The organism is Dyadobacter sp. 3J3 (genome assembly GCF_009801115.1).
Lineage (GTDB): Bacteria > Bacteroidota > Bacteroidia > Cytophagales > Spirosomataceae > Dyadobacter.
Genome location: NZ_VTOL01000013.1, coordinates 170,402 through 185,274 on the forward strand (window position 1 = coordinate 170,402; position 14,873 = coordinate 185,274).

Consider the following 14,873-nt stretch of genomic DNA (forward strand, 5'->3'; position numbering starts at 1 on the left):
TGTAGCTGTCAAATTGGTTTGTTATGACAGTACAAATCTAGCTGCCTCCGTAAGCTTAAAATACCACTCAACGACTATAAAATAGTCCTATCCGACAGCGTGTACTTTTTAGGGGTAATACCATAGTGCTTTTCAAAAAGCCTTGAAAAGTGGCTAAGGTTACTAAATCCAAGTCGGTAACCCGTTTCGGAAACAGAATAGCGCGCGTGTTTAAGTAAAAAGACGGCTTCCTGCATCCTTTCGTTCTGATAATAGTTATAAACGGTATCTCCAAAGATCTGCTTAAATAACTGCTTCATTTTTGTTTCGCTCATGCCTGCCATTTTGGCCAGGGCGCTAAGCTGTGGTGGTTGGCTCATGTCCGCAAGGATGGCCGTCCTGATCACATAGAGTTTATCAATGTCCGATTTATTTACAGGGCTTTGTTTTTCGGCAGTCCTGCCCAGTAATCTGTCAAATAGCAGGTATATCAATTCGTTCGCTTTTATGCTGTAAAGCAGGTCACTCAATTGATCCTGCTGATTTATCTCAGAGACCTGCTTCAACACCCGCGCTACTTCCGGATTCATCTTTTCGTGATAAAAGAACTGGCTGTCGCCGTGCAGAATCGTTTCCAAAGGGCCGTTTATTTTGCTGCCTGCGCGCAACAGGGAAGAAAGCACTTGCCTGCTGACGCCAATCACGCCAAAATACACCTCAACATTAGCGGGAAAAAAAGTTTCGGTAGCAAGGGCAGTAGCGGCAATTTGAATGGACGATCCATTGGTTTTTAAAAATTGCAAGGCACTTTCCCTGTCATGGGTAAAAGCCACAGGTATTTCGGTACTGTTGAATACGATGGATATCAATTCACTGTCTGCCGGGGGCGACTTACGTTTTAGATGAAAGTCCTCCTTCAATGTATAGTGGTGCAGCACGAGTTTAAAGCCTGGTTCCACTTCAACCATTTTGATGTGGCCTACACCCAAGTTTGCAGGGATTTTCAAGCCATTATTAAAAACTGGGATATTGAACCTTTCGCCAAAGCTTTTTACAAAATCAAAGCCTGGCTCCACTATAAATTCAAAAGTCATCCCTAAAAATATATTTTCTTTTTAATAATACCGGCAATTGTGTATTAAGTTATTCTTTGACCCGGGTTAATTGACTAAAAATTTCTGTCAATACTCTGTTTCACAAAGATATAGTAGTTGAAAAACTTATCAAATAATTGTTTCAATCCTTATAATTACGGAAATATTAGCGCACACTGTCTCGCATGCAAAGGTGTAAGAAACGAAATCAGGTAAAAAGTGGTCAATTTCTCCGTGGCAATCAATGACTAGTACAAGCCATAAAACAGTGAGGGGGTACACCACATTCATTCGGTGTGCCTAGTGGCCCAGTGAGGCCATAGCGCCACGGCTTTTGAAAGGTGTTTTTGGTAGAACTGTATGGCCTCATTGGGGTGGAAGCTTACGCCAATAAATCAGCTCGCAGCAGATTTGGAAGAGAACCTGGGGTTGAAAGAACTGGCCTCCCGTTAAAGAAGCCGTGCAGTACAGATGAAAAAGACGATTCAAACAAAATACTGGGATGCTGGCAAAGGGCTTTTTGCCAACACGCCTGAAAAAGATAATTATTCTCAGCATGCTAATTCGCTGGCAATCCTGTCAGGCGTTATAAATTCTGATCGGGCAAAACCGTTGGCGACCAAAATGCTCGCTGATACAAGTCTTGCGCCCGCGTCGATTTACTTCAAATTTTACCTGCACCAGGCACTTACCAAAGCTGGACTGGGCAATGACTATATGAGCTGGATGGGGAAATGGCGGGAGAATATTGCGCTTGGCCTTACTACATGGGCATAGACTTCGGATTTAAGTACGTCCCGCTCTGATTGCCATGCGTGGGGATCTAGCCCTAACATCGAATTTTATAGGACGATTTTGGGCATTGACAGTGATGAGGCCGGTTTTGCAAAAGTAAAAATTACACCTCATCTGGGTTCAGTCACAGACATCAGCGGCTAGATGCCACACCCGAATGGCACAATCTCCGTGCGCTGTAAAGTAATGCAAGGTACCCTGCAAGCAGAGATCAATCTTCCTGAAAAAACTTCGGGGAACTTCTTTTGGAAGGGTAAATCAATCCTGTTGAAGCCGGGAAGAAATTCACGGAAAATATAATCAAGTCAATTGTTGGCGTGTTTTTCGCAAAAAGGAAATATAACATTTGATTATGAATATCAAACAGACGAGTTTTACCGTTACAACCTAAGCTGTTGAACATTTCTGTTTGATAATCATAATACATAACCATGAAAGATCGTAACATTGCATCTATTTCTGAATTTGGTGCTGAACTCAGAAGCCAGGGATTCAAGGTTTTTGAGATTAAGGCAGGTGAAAATGTAGTCAGAACCTACAACCGGAAAGATTTCTATAAAATCTGCCTCGTTACAGGTTGTAGTCTTGTTCAGTATGCAGACCGTGGAATTGAAATCGATGCCAAGACCTTATTCTTTGGTAATCCGCATATTCCATACTCCTGGGAAATCATTTCGGAGGAATATACAGGGTACACCTGTTTGTTTTCGGAAAGCTTTTTAAAGGTCAATGAACGTTCGGAAAGCCTACAGGAAAGTCCATTATTCAAAATAGGAGGGACGCCCATCTTTACATTATCTGAGGAGCAGCGGAACTTCATTGCCACGATATTTCAGAAAATGATTGCCGAAGATGCCACAGGTTATATGTTTAAGCAAGATCTGATGCGCAACTACATTAGCCTGCTGATTCACGAAGCATTGAAAATGCAGCCTGCCGAAAATTTTTATAAACATAAAAATGCGGCTGAGCGTACAGCCTCACTGTTTTTTGACCTTCTGGAAAGACAGTTTCCCATCGAAAGTATAGACCAGCCCATGCAGTTTAAAACTGCACAGGAATTTGCCAACAGGCTGTCAGTGCATGTTAATCATTTGAACCGCTCGGTGAAAGAAATCACAGGTAAGCCCACCAGTGCCCACATCGCAGAAAGGATCATTATGGAGGCAAAGGCGCTTTTAATCCATACGGATTGGACTATTGCTGAAATTGGCTATGCGCTTGGGTTTGAGTACCCTGCCTACTTTAACAACTATTTCAAAAGACTCACCGGTACTGTGCCATCCTCGGTGCGGATGCAAACTGCGTGATTTCCATAATAATTGGTTTGATTATCATCATTACAGGATTGTAACCCGGCGCTACCTTTGTAAAAAAGAGGTCCAACGAGTTACAATCCAGTTATGAGAAATTGCAACACTTCAGTTCCGGAGAGTGCCGGCAATACCAGGCAAAAACGTTTTAAGGTTTACAAAACAGATTTGGGGTTGGATATTCAGTCGACCTACACGCGCAGGGATTTCGCCAAAATTTACCTTATTGCCGGCAAAGCCCATATTCACGCCAGCGGAAAAATAATTCATATCAATGAGCCTATCCTGTTTTTCGAGCCGCTAGCACCTTACTCCCTGAATGAGGTTCCGGGCGCTGATCTAAGTTTTGCCTGTCTTTTTTCCAGGGAATTGCTTAAATCTGAATTGTGTTCAAATACTTATCGCAAATTGATGGCATTTGCAGCTACCTCGGGACCAGTATTTTTTCGTCTGGATAGCAAACAGAACAACTTCATCGCAAGTGTGTTTGAGCAGATTATTCAGGAACAGGATACGTCCTATATGTTCAGCCACGAGCTGTTCTGCAATTATATGAACCTTATACTCCACGAGGTTCTTAAAAAAACGACTGCGAACATCCCAGGTTACCAGCCTTTCCATCTCAATTAAATCTTAGTCATCTTATTCCTGCATCGGTCCGTATTGTTTGATATCCATAACCTATGGTTTGGTAATCATTATCACAAATTGTGATCAGCGAAGTAATTTTGCAACATTCTAATCATTCGTTTTATCACCATGAAAGAAGAAAAATCAATCACAACAGTCCGGGAGCCAAGATGGATTGCGGTCTATTCCATAGCACTTGCAGTAGCCGGACTGATCACATCCGAATTCCTTCCTGTAAGTATCCTGACCCCGATCGCACGTGACCTTCATGTGACGGAAGGAATGGCCGGGCAGGCGATCTCGGTTACGGCATTAATTGCCATGTTTTCCAGTTTATTTACCGCAATACTGACCAAGAAAATTGACAGGCGGTGGGTGCTGTTATCATTTTCGGTGTTACAGATCATTTCAAATATTCTTGTTTCACAGGCCTCCTCTTTTGCTGTACTCATGGCTGGCAGGGTGTTGCTCGGTGTTGCAGTAGGCGGTTTTTGGGCCATGTCCACAGCTACAACGATGCGGCTGGTTCCACAGCATCTGATCTCGAAAGCCCTCTCCATCGTTTTTGCGGCTGTTTCTTTTGCTACCGTACTTGCTGCGCCCCTGGGCAGTTTTCTGGATGGAACCATCGGCTGGCGTAATGTATTTTTGCTGGTATCCGGCATTGGTCTTATTGCGCTGGTTTGGCAGGCCCTCGTACTCCCGCCGATGCCGCCAAGCAGCCCTTCGCAGTTGTATACATTGGTTTCGGTATTCAGGCGTGAGCATGTGAAAAAGGGAATGCTGGGTGTTACATTTTCATTTGCGGGTTATGCCATTTTCTTTACCTATCTGCGGCCTTTTCTGGAAAACATTACACATGCGCCGGTGGCCATTCTGACAATCATTCTCTTGTTCTACGGTGCCGCCAACTTCTTTGGAGCCATCATTGCCCGGTTTATGATTGACAAAAATCTTTCGTTCACCATGGTGGCGATGTCTTTTGCGATGTCCATTGTTACTGCCCTGCTCATTTTTCTGGGAGGTAATGTGATCCTTGCGTCGCTTTTTATCGCGGTTTGGGGCTTTGCATTCGGAAGTGTCCAGGTGGGCTGGCCGACCTGGATTACCCTTGCAGTTCCCGATGAAGCCGAAAGTGGTGGCAGCGTCCTTGTGGCCACAACCCAACTCGCCATTACGCTGGGTGCAGGCCTGGGCGGGCTGGTATTCGACTACGTTGGGATTGAAGGCACATTCGGGCTTGGAAGTCTGGTTTGGCTTTGCGCTGCATGGGCAATAGGACGGGCCATGAAAGGGCGGGTATGGAAGGCTGATCCGGCAACCGGCGGCATGGTGCATTTATAATTTGCAGACCAGATACACCCGACCGATCATTCATATCAGACTTGTTTGATATTCATAACATATCGCTTGATATCTATTGGGCGCAATCCGTAATGCCAGACTAATTTTGAAACGTTAAGTTTTTAGAATAATAGAATTGAAATCAATCAACAGTATATCAAATGAATAATCTAAAATGGCTCGGCAGCATTGCCGTAACCCTCATAGCAATGATAATTAACAGCAAAAGCGCAATGGCCCAGGACCTCTCCAATGGAGCCGATAATTTTTACAAAAGTGATAAAGTAATAATTAAAAAGGTCACTTTCAAAAATCAGTACAACATGAAGGTGGCCGGGAATCTATTTATCCCCAAAGACCTCGATCAAAAAACCAAAACTGCCGCGATTATTGTCGGTCACCCGATGGGGGCTGTCAAGGAGCAAAGTGCAAATCTGTATGCTACTAAAATGGCTGAAAAAGGTTTCGTTACTTTATCGCTGGACCTGTCATTTTGGGGAGAGAGCGAGGGAGAGCCTCGAAATGCAGTCGCGCCGGATATTTATGCGGAAGATTTTAGTGCTGCGTTGGATTACCTGGGTACGCAGGCGTTCGTGGACCGGGAGCGGATTGGTGTGCTGGGGATTTGCGGGAGCGGAAGTTTTGTGATCAGTGCGGCCAAGATTGACCCACGCATGAAAGCAATCGCAACTGTTAGTATGTACGACATGGGAGCGGTTAACCGCAATGCGCTCAATCATTCATTGACCCTGGATCAACGCAAAAAAAATATTGCCGATGCTGCCCGGCAGCGCTATGCAGAATTCGCAGGCAGCGAGCCAAAGCTTACCGGCGGAACGGTTGATGAGCTGACCAAAACTTCGAACGCTATTGAACGGGAGTTTTATGATTTTTACCGCACAAGCCGCGGGGAATATACGCCAAAAAGATCCAGTCCAAAACAGACCACACACCCGACGCTTGCGACCAATACCAAGTTTATGAACTTTTATCCCTTCAATGATATCGAGACGATTTCACCGCGCCCAATGCTTTTCATTGCGGGTGAAAATGCACATTCCATTGAATTCAGCCAGGATGCCTATAAGCTTGCCGGACAGCCGAAGGAACTTGTGATTGTACCCGGTGCGGGACACGTCGATCTGTATGACCGGGTAAATCTAATCCCCTGGGACAAACTGGAATCCTTCTTTAAACAGAACCTCCAGTCTAAAACGGATGGCACAGTTGGACTGCTGCCGGAAAGAAAATAATGGTGTAATTTTTTTGAATCAAAACATAATTAACACAGCACATGAAACAATCAAAAGTAATCCTGTATCCTTTGCTGGTATTTATTCTGGCGATCATGGCATGTAATTCGGACGGTAGCATGGACCCAAATAGCAATAACGATCCCGGGCAGGAAAATCCTGGTACCGATAGCCCGGATGTGGACTCTTCCAGCAACCGGTTGAAAATCACAATTGGCACAAGAACATTCAACGCCACGCTGGTTTCAAACCCCACAGTTGCGGCTTTCAAGGCTAGGCTGCCGATGACGGTGAACATGACCGAGTTGAACGGTAATGAAAAGCTTTACAATTTCAGCAGTGCCTTACCAACCAATGCTTCCAATCCGCGCAACATCGCAACCGGCGATCTGATGCTTTACGGCTCCACCACACTGGTGCTCTTTTACGAGTCATTTCCTACTTCGTACAGCTATACCAGGCTTGGGAAAATAGACAATCCATCGGGTCTTGCTGCGGCTGTCGGTAATGGTTCGGTTTCTGTGCGTTTTGAATTGGAGTAGGACATTGGATAATTATCTTCAACTAATTATGCACGATGTTAATCAGACAGGAGGTTAATCAGACATGAAGTTAATTAGGTACGAAGTGGCCAGCCAGTATGCGCCCCGGAGGGGCTTCCTGTTTATAGAAGGATCGCAGGCAATACAGAGGGCTCCTGGGGAGCCTCCTCATCACGTTCGAGTGCGAGATAGCAGGTGGCTCCGCAGGAGCCTATTTTAAAATTCATGTCGGACTTTTCTATAAACAGGCGGCTCCTCTGGAGCCAGGTTCAAAATATATTTCAGATTTTTCTATTTAAAAATCCAGCTTAATATGATGTCTCTACCAAACAAGCAACAAATGACAACCACCAGAAATAACATTGCAACAAAAGTTTTATTGACCTTTACTGTGACTGTACTAATCACTTTTCAGGGATTTTCGCAATCGAAAGCCAATGCAGATGCCCAAAATGCCATTTTTCCAAAAGGCGAACAGGGGCCTGCCTCGAATTTTACAGGTAAAGCCTTCAATTATGGGCTATTAGCAAATGATTCAATTTATAACACAGTCGTAGGAAACGTATTTTTTGAACCTGGGGCGAGGTCCAACTGGCATAAACATCCAGCCGGTCAGATCCTGATCATTACGGCGGGCGAGGGCTATCACCAGATAAAAGGAAAACCGATAGAGAAAATGCAGAAAGGCGATGTGGTGAAATGCCCGCCAAACGTGGAGCATTGGCATGGCGCAACTTCCAAGAGTAGTCTGCACCAAATGTACATCATCCCAAATACCGAAAAGGGGATTGTTGAATGGCTGCAACCAGTTAACGACAAGGAATACAGTGCATTTAAATAACTTTTCAGTACCAAAAAATTTAACCTAAGTTAGATGAACGATTGAGAAGCAGGCCTGGCGTTCAGGTCTGTTTTTTACTAAATGAGAAAAAAAGGGCAACTGTTTTGAGGTGCAGGAAAGATTATCTGAAATGACTGCCAACAGCATAGCAGGAATCAAACAAACTTTAACAAAAATCAGAAATCATGGAAATTACAAAAATAGGTTCTCAGCCATCCAGTGTCGGCCCAGAAGATTGGTTCACAGGAAAGGTTCGCATTGATGCATTGTTTCAACCAAACGAGTTCAGGCGGGCTCAGGCTGCAAGTGTCACTTTTGAGCCAGGAGCTCGTACTGCCTGGCATACCCATCCGCTGGGACAAACGCTCCTTGTGACCTCCGGTGCCGGTTGGGTGCAGCGGGAAGGTGGCAAAGTGGAGCAGATTTTCCCTGGTGACGTCGTTTGGTTTAATGCAGGAGAAAAGCATTGGCATGGTGCAACGGCTACAACCGCCATGACACATATTGCGATCCAGGAACAACTGGACGGAAAAGTTGTGGAATGGATGGAAAAGGTCCAAGATTCCGATTATACTGTCGGGGCATGATCAAACCCATAGAAGTTGGCGCACGGCGCTAAGCGGCTGTTTGGTAATCATAAGGAACCCTTTGATTATCATAAGCGGAACTGGATTGATCCTGATTACTTTGGCATAACTTTATTAGCAGGCTTTAAAGTCTGCTACTTTTTGTTTTTGTGTATGTAGGCACGTTTGACATACGCTTCACCCAAATTGCTACCGGAAAATAAATCACGAAACGCACCATGGCGAAAATTACATTAAGCATTAACAAAAAAGAGTTTCCAATGGAAGCCGATCCGCAGATGCCGCTTCTCTGGGCAATTCGCGATCTGACAGGCCTGAAAGGCACCAAGTACGGTTGTGGCGTAGCGCAATGTGGCGCTTGTGTGGTGCATTTGGACGGAGAAGCAGTCCGTTCTTGCGTCACAAAAGTGAGCCGTGCAGTCGGCAAGCAAGTGGTGACGATTGAAGGTTTGTCTCAAGCAAATGATCACCCCGTTCAACGCGCCTGGCAAGAGATAGACGTACCGCAATGCGGTTACTGTCATTCGGGTCAGATCATGTCAGCTGCGGTACTGCTGCGGGAAAATCCTAATCCTACTGATCAGGATATTGATTATGGAATGGCTGGCAATATTTGCCGCTGCGGGACGTATCTGAGGATTCGTAAGGCAATCCATGCCGCTGCCGATATGCAGAAAAAAACTGCTACAAAAGGTTAATTCCATTCATTTTTAATTTCTTACATGAAACAGGATTCAAAAAAAAGGGCGAGATCTTTCGTTTCAAATCAGACAGTCGCTATATTGTCCATACTCATCTTCCTCATTGCCGTGGGAGCATCTGCATTTAGGAGAGACGCACCTGCAAAAGAAATCAAAATTAGCGCGATAGCTCGTGACAGCGTTGCGTCGGTTAAAGCTTTTGAGACGGTTTACAAAGTGCTCATGAGTCCCCGGTGCATGAACTGTCATCCTGCAGGCGATGTACCGCTGCAAGGAGACGACAGCCACTTACACGCCATGGGGCCAAAACGTGGTCTTGATGGAAAAGGCGTATATGCGATGAAGTGCTCCAACTGTCATCAGGAAACCAATACGCCCGGTTTGCACACACCTCCCGGAAACCCGGATTGGCATTTGCCACCCGCAGCCATGAAAATGGTTTTCCAGGGTAAAAGCGCTCACGAGCTGGCCAGACAATTGGTTGATAAAAAGCAAAACGGAGATAAGGATATGCAAAAGCTGATCGAGCACGCCGATGATGGACTGGTGCTCGCTGGCTGGAACCCGGGCGAAGGCCGCACGTTGCCGCCGGTAACGCATGCAGAATTTAAAAAAGCCTGGATTACCTGGATCAAAAACGGTGCTTATGCGCCTAAGAAAACCTCAAACTAAATCACCGTGGACGAGCAAACATTATCCAGAAGAAATTTTCTTAAAACATCGGCAGTTACCGGCGCTGTATTTTCGCTGGGATTTTACTGGCCGGTCAATGCGAAATCTGCGAAAATCATCAATAAAGCCGAAGCTGAAAGCTACGGAATAGAAATGAATTCCTGGGTACACATCGATAAAACAGGCAAGGTCACCATTTTTGACCACCGCGCAGAAATGGGCCAGGGTTCATACCAGGCCGTTCCGCAGATTGTGGCCGAAGAACTGGAAGTAAATCTGAATGAAATCAATGTCGCTTTCGCCCAGGGAGATAATAAAAAATATGGAAGCCAGATCACGGGTGGCAGCTCAACAGTTCGGGGTTCCTATAAAAACCTTTTGAAACTAAGTGCCACCGCACGTGAAATGCTGATTCAGGCGGCTGCTACGCAATGGAGTGTAGATAAAGCCGGGTGTTATGCTGAAGGCGGACATGTATTTCACAAATCGTCTGGCCGGAAAATGCATTATGGAGAACTGGTTGAAGCAGCATCCAAACTGGAAGCCCCCAAGGATGTTGTGCTCAAAAAACGGTCTGAATATAAGCTCATAGGAAAGCCGCTGCTTCGGCTAGATACGCCGCTCAAAACCAACGGTTCCGCCGTTTTTGGGTTGGATAAACAGATTCCCGGCATGCTGTATGCGGCGGTAGAAAGAAATCCGAGGTTACGCGGGAAGGTTAAAAGTTTTGATGAAACAGCAGCACGTAAAGTGCCTGGTGTCCGGCATGTTGTGAAAGTGAAAATGGGTGTTTTCAGTACCTATCGCGAAGGTGTTGCTGTGGTTGCGGATTCTACCTGGGCGGCAATTCAGGGGAAGAAAGCACTGAAAGTGGAGTGGGACGATACGGGCTTTGAACATTTGAGTTCAGAAGATATTTACAAACGCCAGCTGGAAGCTTTGCAAACGCAGGAAGGTCTGGTGTTTAAAAAACAAGGTGAGCCTACGGAAATTATTGCAAAGGCTAGCAAGAAAATTGACGTGATTTACGAGACACCATACCAGTATCACGCCTGTATGGAGCCTTTGAACTGCATTGCGCATTATCAGGATGATAAGCTCGAAATCTGGGGGCCGATCCAGGGACCGGAAATGGTGCAGGATTTTATCAGCAAGGAAATGTCCATACCACGCGAAAAGATCGTTGTGAACATGACGTTTTTGGGCGGAGGCTTTGGCCGGAAGGCATTTATGGATTACCCGCACGAGGCCGCAGTTATCTCAAAAGCAATCAAAGCACCCGTGCAGGTTGTCTGGACGAGGGAAGATGATGCTACGCAGGGACCATTTCGGCCTGGCATTACGTACCGTTGTGAAGGTGTGGTCAACAACGGTAAGATCGATGCATTTAAAGTAAAGCTGGCCGGACAGAACACCGGGCACTGGTTTGGAGGCAAGAAAGACGTGCCGAACGGAAGTGCATCGGAAGGTTTTTTGAAGCCTTATGCAGATTCAATCAAAAACCTTGCGATCATGGATGTGCCATTTGAAACGCCGATTCCGATCCTTTGGTGGCGGTCCGTTTATGCTTCGACGAATGGTTTTGCCTATGAAAGTTTTTTAGACGAATTGGCCCATGAGGCAAATAAAGATCCTCTGGAGTTCAGACGGGAGTATTTGAAAGATGAGCGTCTGCATAAGCTGATTGACAAAATGGAGGAAGTGTCAGGCTGGCAGAACCGGAAAAAAAATGAAGGGTTTGGAACTGCTATTACAGAATGTTTTGAAAGTACCGTAGGTCACGTAGTAAAGGTGTCAAAGGCACCTAATGGAGGTGTTAAAATCGACCAGGTATGGGTGGTGATGGATTGCGGCTGGTACGTTAATCCAGACACAGTCCGTGCCCAGATCGAAGGTTCTGTCGTTATGGCACTTGGTGCAGCTACGATTCACGAGGTGAAATTCAAGGATGGTATGGCAGTAGACAACAATTTCAGCACGTATCAAATGCCACGCATTACCGACATCCCGCCTATTGACATTCACATTATGGAAAATGATGAGGATGCTGGTGGCGTAGGAGAGCCGGCTTTGCCTGCATTTGCACCTGCCTTGACCAATGCCATTTTTGACTTGACAGGGAAAAGAATCAGGCGACTGCCGTTTAGTTTGCAAACTGTTTAGACTAGTTGGGTCAATAAAATACTTGCTTCAAAACTCGGATTTTTTAAAATGGTTTGAATTAATTATAGAGCTCCGTACATGATGAAGCGTCAGGAAATCCTGGCGTTTTTTTGTATCATTTTTTTTAAGGAATCAATAAATCAGCGCTACGAATGAGTTTTTTCTGAATTCCGGTGTTTTGCTTCGCCGTTTTTCGCATGTCTTACCCGATCCTCTGGAGATCCACGGCAACTTTTGATACGCAAAGGAGATGCGGCATTGTCCTGGATCATTCCGGGTCTGAATGAGAATGAGATTATGGATTTGACTTATTTTCAGTATCTTGGTGATAAGCTTTCCCCTTACTGGGCTATTGATGGAGTTTACAGTGGTCAGATAGATACGAACTTGCCTCAGGTGTTAGATATGTAGGGGCAGCCACTAAGGAAGGCGGCTCAATGCCGAGCACATATTGTCTGTTGGGGCGCCAATTCTTACGCAACATTATCTCTGAGGTCTTTGTTAATTAAAAAATATGAAAAAGGAAATTAATCCGAAACATGGCGTTGCTGTAAGGGCAGCGATGGCAGCGACAGCAAACAGTACAGAGTTTCTAAAATTAAAAGAACGCCTTGCCGATATTGCCGCAAAGACAAGAATTAACAATCTTGAATTGGTCCAGCCATCACTTATGAGAGATCTGCTGAATAGTCATAAACAGGCAAGCGCGATGCTATCGGACGATGCGAAGCTGTATGGTAGTGGCGCATTTTCCGCTGGCCAAGTACTTAAAGACTTAGGCAAAGCAGTGGCCAAATATTCGGCTATCAACAGGCGATCAACTGATTTTCTCGTACCCGGTCGAAATATATTAGCTCTTTCCCTCCGGAATGGGTAGAAAGTATGAAAAGAACATCTGAGAGGCTGCCAGATGCACTTGTACTAATGAGCAATGCTGGCTGGCCACTTGATTATGATGTAACACCAGGCGAAGCTGTGAATTTGGCTGATATGCTCGAAGCAGGTAAAAAAATAGAGGTCGATGAATATATGACTCAGATATTTGAAAACAGCATAGATGATCTCTTTGAAACCTTTTGCAAACGCCATTCGACTCGAACGCACATTTTTGACGAAATTTTAAAGTGCTACCAGCAGGAGATGTATTATACTGGAATATCTAGTGTTTTGTCTCAAATCGACGGGATATGTAACGACTTTACCTCTAACGATTTTTTTCGATCGAGCCATCAGAAGCCTAATGTTACACATTATCTGATGAATCAATCCGGGAATAAAAATAATTGGCTGCTCGGTCCCATATCTAAGGTACCTCCCGTCGGGCGAAGTGTAAACGATAAAAAAGAAGGTGATTTGAATAGGCATTCAATTATGCATGGCATAGATATTACTTATGGAAATCAGACTAATTTTTTAAAAGCTATCGCGTGGCTAAAATACTTATCGGACGTCTTGTGGTTTGATAATGCAAAAAACGCAACTTAGTCTTCAATTGAGTGGACTTACGCCAAACTGAAGTTTATTTCTTAATCACTATTCTTCGCACTTTCCATTTTCAAAAGTATATTTAACAAATTTATGAATGCCGATAGGGCATTATATGACTTCTGTTAGGTCATCCTTTAAAATTTTTAATTCATCTGGATATATACCAAACATCTGTTTAAAATCTTCGCTGATACCAGATATTAATTCATTTCTTGGTTTGTTTGAAAGCCATTTATAGTCATAAGAGAATTCTCCTTCTTCAGTTACCCATTTAAGAACCATATCGAAAAGAATTGAGTATTGATAGAATCCGTTAAATGTTTGGGCAATGGATTTTTCCGTCCTTGCCTTCGAATGTTACTGGCTTAATCTCATCGTCGTAGTCGTCTATAAACATGGCATGATGCTTATAGAATAGAGAATTGACAATATCGAAGTCAATATTTTTCCCTCGTGAAGAGCCATAAATTCCGAACCAACAAAAGACATTTGGATAGGTATGTTTATCTTCTTGAAAACGTAAAAATTTCGAAAATAGAACACGAATAGGAAAATTGTAATTTGTGTAGGAATGCATTTCCTCTTCTTTCAATAATTTAGAAATAGCATCATTTTTAGACCAATCCATTACATATCTTATTGCATTATATGACGATACACATTCGATTTTACTAGATAGAATATTTTCAAGTTCTATATACTCTTCTTTGGAATAGTCTTTTATCATACTTAAAAAATCTTCCTCACTTTTGCGAATTGCTAGGCATAGATTGGTAAATCGAATTCCTGGATCGTTTTTTTTCTTAGATTCAACTAATAAATGCAATGGGAATCCATTTGTGGGATTAATTGCAATGTCACAGAGAACTAGAAACAAACCTACAACAGGCTCCAACAAGCTTAAAGGCTCTTCAAATTCGGTAATTTGAAGGAACAGCTCAAAAGCTTCTAAATAGATACCGTATAGCATTCCTTGATCCTTGAAATCGAAATAAGTTAAATCCTCGTCTAAGGTTAAGGTTAGATACTGCATCTGATTAAAGGAGGCTTGTCCTTCAAAAATAGCTCGAATCCCAATTGGCGAATATGGCATAGTTGAATCAATATAAAATCCATCTATTTTGCGGTTTTCTAAGTCCTCAAAGCCACTTCGCCACTCATTTACTCTTGGAAGAAATGAGAAATCTCGGTCAATCGTAGATGCTATTGTATTTATACTTTTGTTCCAAAGCTCATGAAAGCAGTGACCCATATTAAGAAAAAATCGGCGATCCTTTTCTATATTAAGAATATTCTTATTGTCAAAAATAAACAGCTTGGCATATTCAATATCATGATATGTATTAGACAATATCACGAATGATTTATTATTGGCTTTCTGAATTTATTTCTAAGGTTGTGCAATCCAACAGCCAACATCATGATTAAGTGTCTGGCTTTGGAACACTTTAACCGTACCTTATTTCTGACT

Annotated in this window: 17 protein-coding genes; 14 read left to right on the forward strand and 3 right to left on the reverse strand. The window is 43.9% G+C overall.

Annotated features, from left to right (window positions below; all coding sequences use genetic code 11):
- Positions 1–74: 74 nt before the first annotated feature.
- Positions 75–1,073 carry a helix-turn-helix transcriptional regulator gene (locus tag FZF08_RS24945; protein WP_159475160.1) on the reverse strand — a complete coding sequence of 333 codons (999 nt, stop codon included), beginning with the start codon at positions 1,071–1,073 and terminating at the stop codon, positions 75–77.
- Positions 1,074–1,544: 471 nt separating this feature from the next.
- Here FZF08_RS24945 and FZF08_RS24950 point away from each other — a divergent pair, with 471 nt between their 5' ends.
- The 14 genes from FZF08_RS24950 to FZF08_RS25015 all read left to right on the forward strand — a co-directional run bounded on the left by FZF08_RS24950 (position 1,545) and on the right by FZF08_RS25015 (position 13,399).
- On the forward strand, positions 1,545–1,850 hold the full coding sequence (locus tag FZF08_RS24950) for a hypothetical protein (protein ID WP_159475161.1): 306 nt from the start codon (positions 1,545–1,547) through the stop codon (positions 1,848–1,850).
- A 449-nt stretch (positions 1,851–2,299) separates the two neighbouring features.
- A complete protein-coding gene (locus FZF08_RS24955) occupies positions 2,300–3,178 on the forward strand; it encodes an AraC family transcriptional regulator (RefSeq protein ID WP_159475163.1) in 879 nt (292 codons plus the stop codon).
- A gap of 93 nt (positions 3,179–3,271) precedes the next feature.
- A complete protein-coding gene (locus tag FZF08_RS24960) occupies positions 3,272–3,811 on the forward strand; it encodes a hypothetical protein (RefSeq protein ID WP_159475165.1) in 540 nt (179 codons plus the stop codon).
- A gap of 129 nt (positions 3,812–3,940) precedes the next feature.
- Complete coding sequence (locus FZF08_RS24965; RefSeq protein ID WP_159475167.1) at positions 3,941–5,155, forward strand: MFS transporter; 1,215 nt, start codon at positions 3,941–3,943, stop codon at positions 5,153–5,155.
- A gap of 161 nt (positions 5,156–5,316) precedes the next feature.
- On the forward strand, positions 5,317–6,408 hold the full coding sequence (locus FZF08_RS24970) for an alpha/beta hydrolase (protein WP_159475169.1): 1,092 nt from the start codon (positions 5,317–5,319) through the stop codon (positions 6,406–6,408).
- Positions 6,409–6,449: 41 nt separating this feature from the next.
- Positions 6,450–6,950, forward strand: coding sequence for a cyclophilin-like fold protein (locus FZF08_RS24975; RefSeq protein ID WP_159475171.1), 501 nt, complete (start codon positions 6,450–6,452; stop codon positions 6,948–6,950).
- 340 nt (positions 6,951–7,290) lie between these two features.
- A complete protein-coding gene (locus FZF08_RS24980) occupies positions 7,291–7,791 on the forward strand; it encodes a cupin domain-containing protein (protein ID WP_159475174.1) in 501 nt (166 codons plus the stop codon).
- Between the two features lie 185 nt (positions 7,792–7,976).
- Positions 7,977–8,378: a cupin domain-containing protein gene (locus FZF08_RS24985; protein WP_159475177.1), complete on the forward strand. Its 402-nt coding sequence runs from the start codon at positions 7,977–7,979 to the stop codon at positions 8,376–8,378.
- 218 nt (positions 8,379–8,596) lie between these two features.
- Positions 8,597–9,076, forward strand: coding sequence for a (2Fe-2S)-binding protein (locus FZF08_RS24990; RefSeq protein WP_159475180.1), 480 nt, complete (start codon positions 8,597–8,599; stop codon positions 9,074–9,076).
- 24 nt (positions 9,077–9,100) lie between these two features.
- The gene (locus FZF08_RS24995; protein ID WP_159475183.1) at positions 9,101–9,751 is read left to right on the forward strand and encodes a hypothetical protein; all 651 of its coding nucleotides are present in this window, start codon (positions 9,101–9,103) and stop codon (positions 9,749–9,751) included.
- 6 nt (positions 9,752–9,757) lie between these two features.
- Positions 9,758–11,914 (forward strand): molybdopterin cofactor-binding domain-containing protein, encoded by a 2,157-nt coding sequence (locus tag FZF08_RS25000; RefSeq protein ID WP_159475186.1) that lies wholly within the window; start codon positions 9,758–9,760, stop codon positions 11,912–11,914.
- Positions 11,915–12,148: 234 nt separating this feature from the next.
- A complete protein-coding gene (locus FZF08_RS25005; RefSeq protein ID WP_159475189.1) occupies positions 12,149–12,325 on the forward strand; it encodes a hypothetical protein in 177 nt (58 codons plus the stop codon).
- Positions 12,326–12,428: 103 nt separating this feature from the next.
- Positions 12,429–12,791 (forward strand): hypothetical protein, encoded by a 363-nt coding sequence (locus FZF08_RS25010; RefSeq protein WP_159475192.1) that lies wholly within the window; start codon positions 12,429–12,431, stop codon positions 12,789–12,791.
- A 5-nt stretch (positions 12,792–12,796) separates the two neighbouring features.
- A complete protein-coding gene (locus FZF08_RS25015; protein WP_159475195.1) occupies positions 12,797–13,399 on the forward strand; it encodes a hypothetical protein in 603 nt (200 codons plus the stop codon).
- Between the two features lie 111 nt (positions 13,400–13,510).
- Here FZF08_RS25015 and FZF08_RS25020 read toward each other — a convergent pair whose 3' ends face one another.
- On the reverse strand, positions 13,511–13,684 hold the full coding sequence (locus FZF08_RS25020; RefSeq protein WP_159475198.1) for a hypothetical protein: 174 nt from the start codon (positions 13,682–13,684) through the stop codon (positions 13,511–13,513).
- A 31-nt stretch (positions 13,685–13,715) separates the two neighbouring features.
- Positions 13,716–14,753: a hypothetical protein gene (locus FZF08_RS25025; RefSeq protein ID WP_159475202.1), complete on the reverse strand. Its 1,038-nt coding sequence runs from the start codon at positions 14,751–14,753 to the stop codon at positions 13,716–13,718.
- Between the last annotated feature and the right edge of the window lie 120 nt (positions 14,754–14,873).

What these genes read in the sequence shown, in the direction of transcription:
- FZF08_RS24965 (WP_159475167.1), top strand. Translation starts at nt 3,941, where the DNA reads ATGAAAGAAGAAAAATCAATCACAACAGTCCGGGAGCCAAGATGGATT.
- FZF08_RS24985 (WP_159475177.1), top strand. Translation starts at nt 7,977, where the DNA reads ATGGAAATTACAAAAATAGGTTCTCAGCCATCCAGTGTCGGCCCAGAA.
- FZF08_RS24995 (WP_159475183.1), top strand. Translation starts at nt 9,101, where the DNA reads ATGAAACAGGATTCAAAAAAAAGGGCGAGATCTTTCGTTTCAAATCAG.
- FZF08_RS24970 (WP_159475169.1), top strand. Translation starts at nt 5,317, where the DNA reads ATGAATAATCTAAAATGGCTCGGCAGCATTGCCGTAACCCTCATAGCA.
- FZF08_RS25015 (WP_159475195.1), top strand. Translation starts at nt 12,797, where the DNA reads ATGAAAAGAACATCTGAGAGGCTGCCAGATGCACTTGTACTAATGAGC.
- FZF08_RS25020 (WP_159475198.1), bottom strand. Translation starts at nt 13,684, where the DNA reads ATGGTTCTTAAATGGGTAACTGAAGAAGGAGAATTCTCTTATGACTAT.
- FZF08_RS24980 (WP_159475174.1), top strand. Translation starts at nt 7,291, where the DNA reads ATGACAACCACCAGAAATAACATTGCAACAAAAGTTTTATTGACCTTT.
- FZF08_RS24950 (WP_159475161.1), top strand. Translation starts at nt 1,545, where the DNA reads ATGAAAAAGACGATTCAAACAAAATACTGGGATGCTGGCAAAGGGCTT.
- FZF08_RS25010 (WP_159475192.1), top strand. Translation starts at nt 12,429, where the DNA reads ATGAAAAAGGAAATTAATCCGAAACATGGCGTTGCTGTAAGGGCAGCG.
- FZF08_RS24945 (WP_159475160.1), bottom strand. Translation starts at nt 1,073, where the DNA reads ATGACTTTTGAATTTATAGTGGAGCCAGGCTTTGATTTTGTAAAAAGC.
- FZF08_RS24955 (WP_159475163.1), top strand. Translation starts at nt 2,300, where the DNA reads ATGAAAGATCGTAACATTGCATCTATTTCTGAATTTGGTGCTGAACTC.
- FZF08_RS24990 (WP_159475180.1), top strand. Translation starts at nt 8,597, where the DNA reads ATGGCGAAAATTACATTAAGCATTAACAAAAAAGAGTTTCCAATGGAA.
- FZF08_RS24960 (WP_159475165.1), top strand. Translation starts at nt 3,272, where the DNA reads ATGAGAAATTGCAACACTTCAGTTCCGGAGAGTGCCGGCAATACCAGG.
- FZF08_RS24975 (WP_159475171.1), top strand. Translation starts at nt 6,450, where the DNA reads ATGAAACAATCAAAAGTAATCCTGTATCCTTTGCTGGTATTTATTCTG.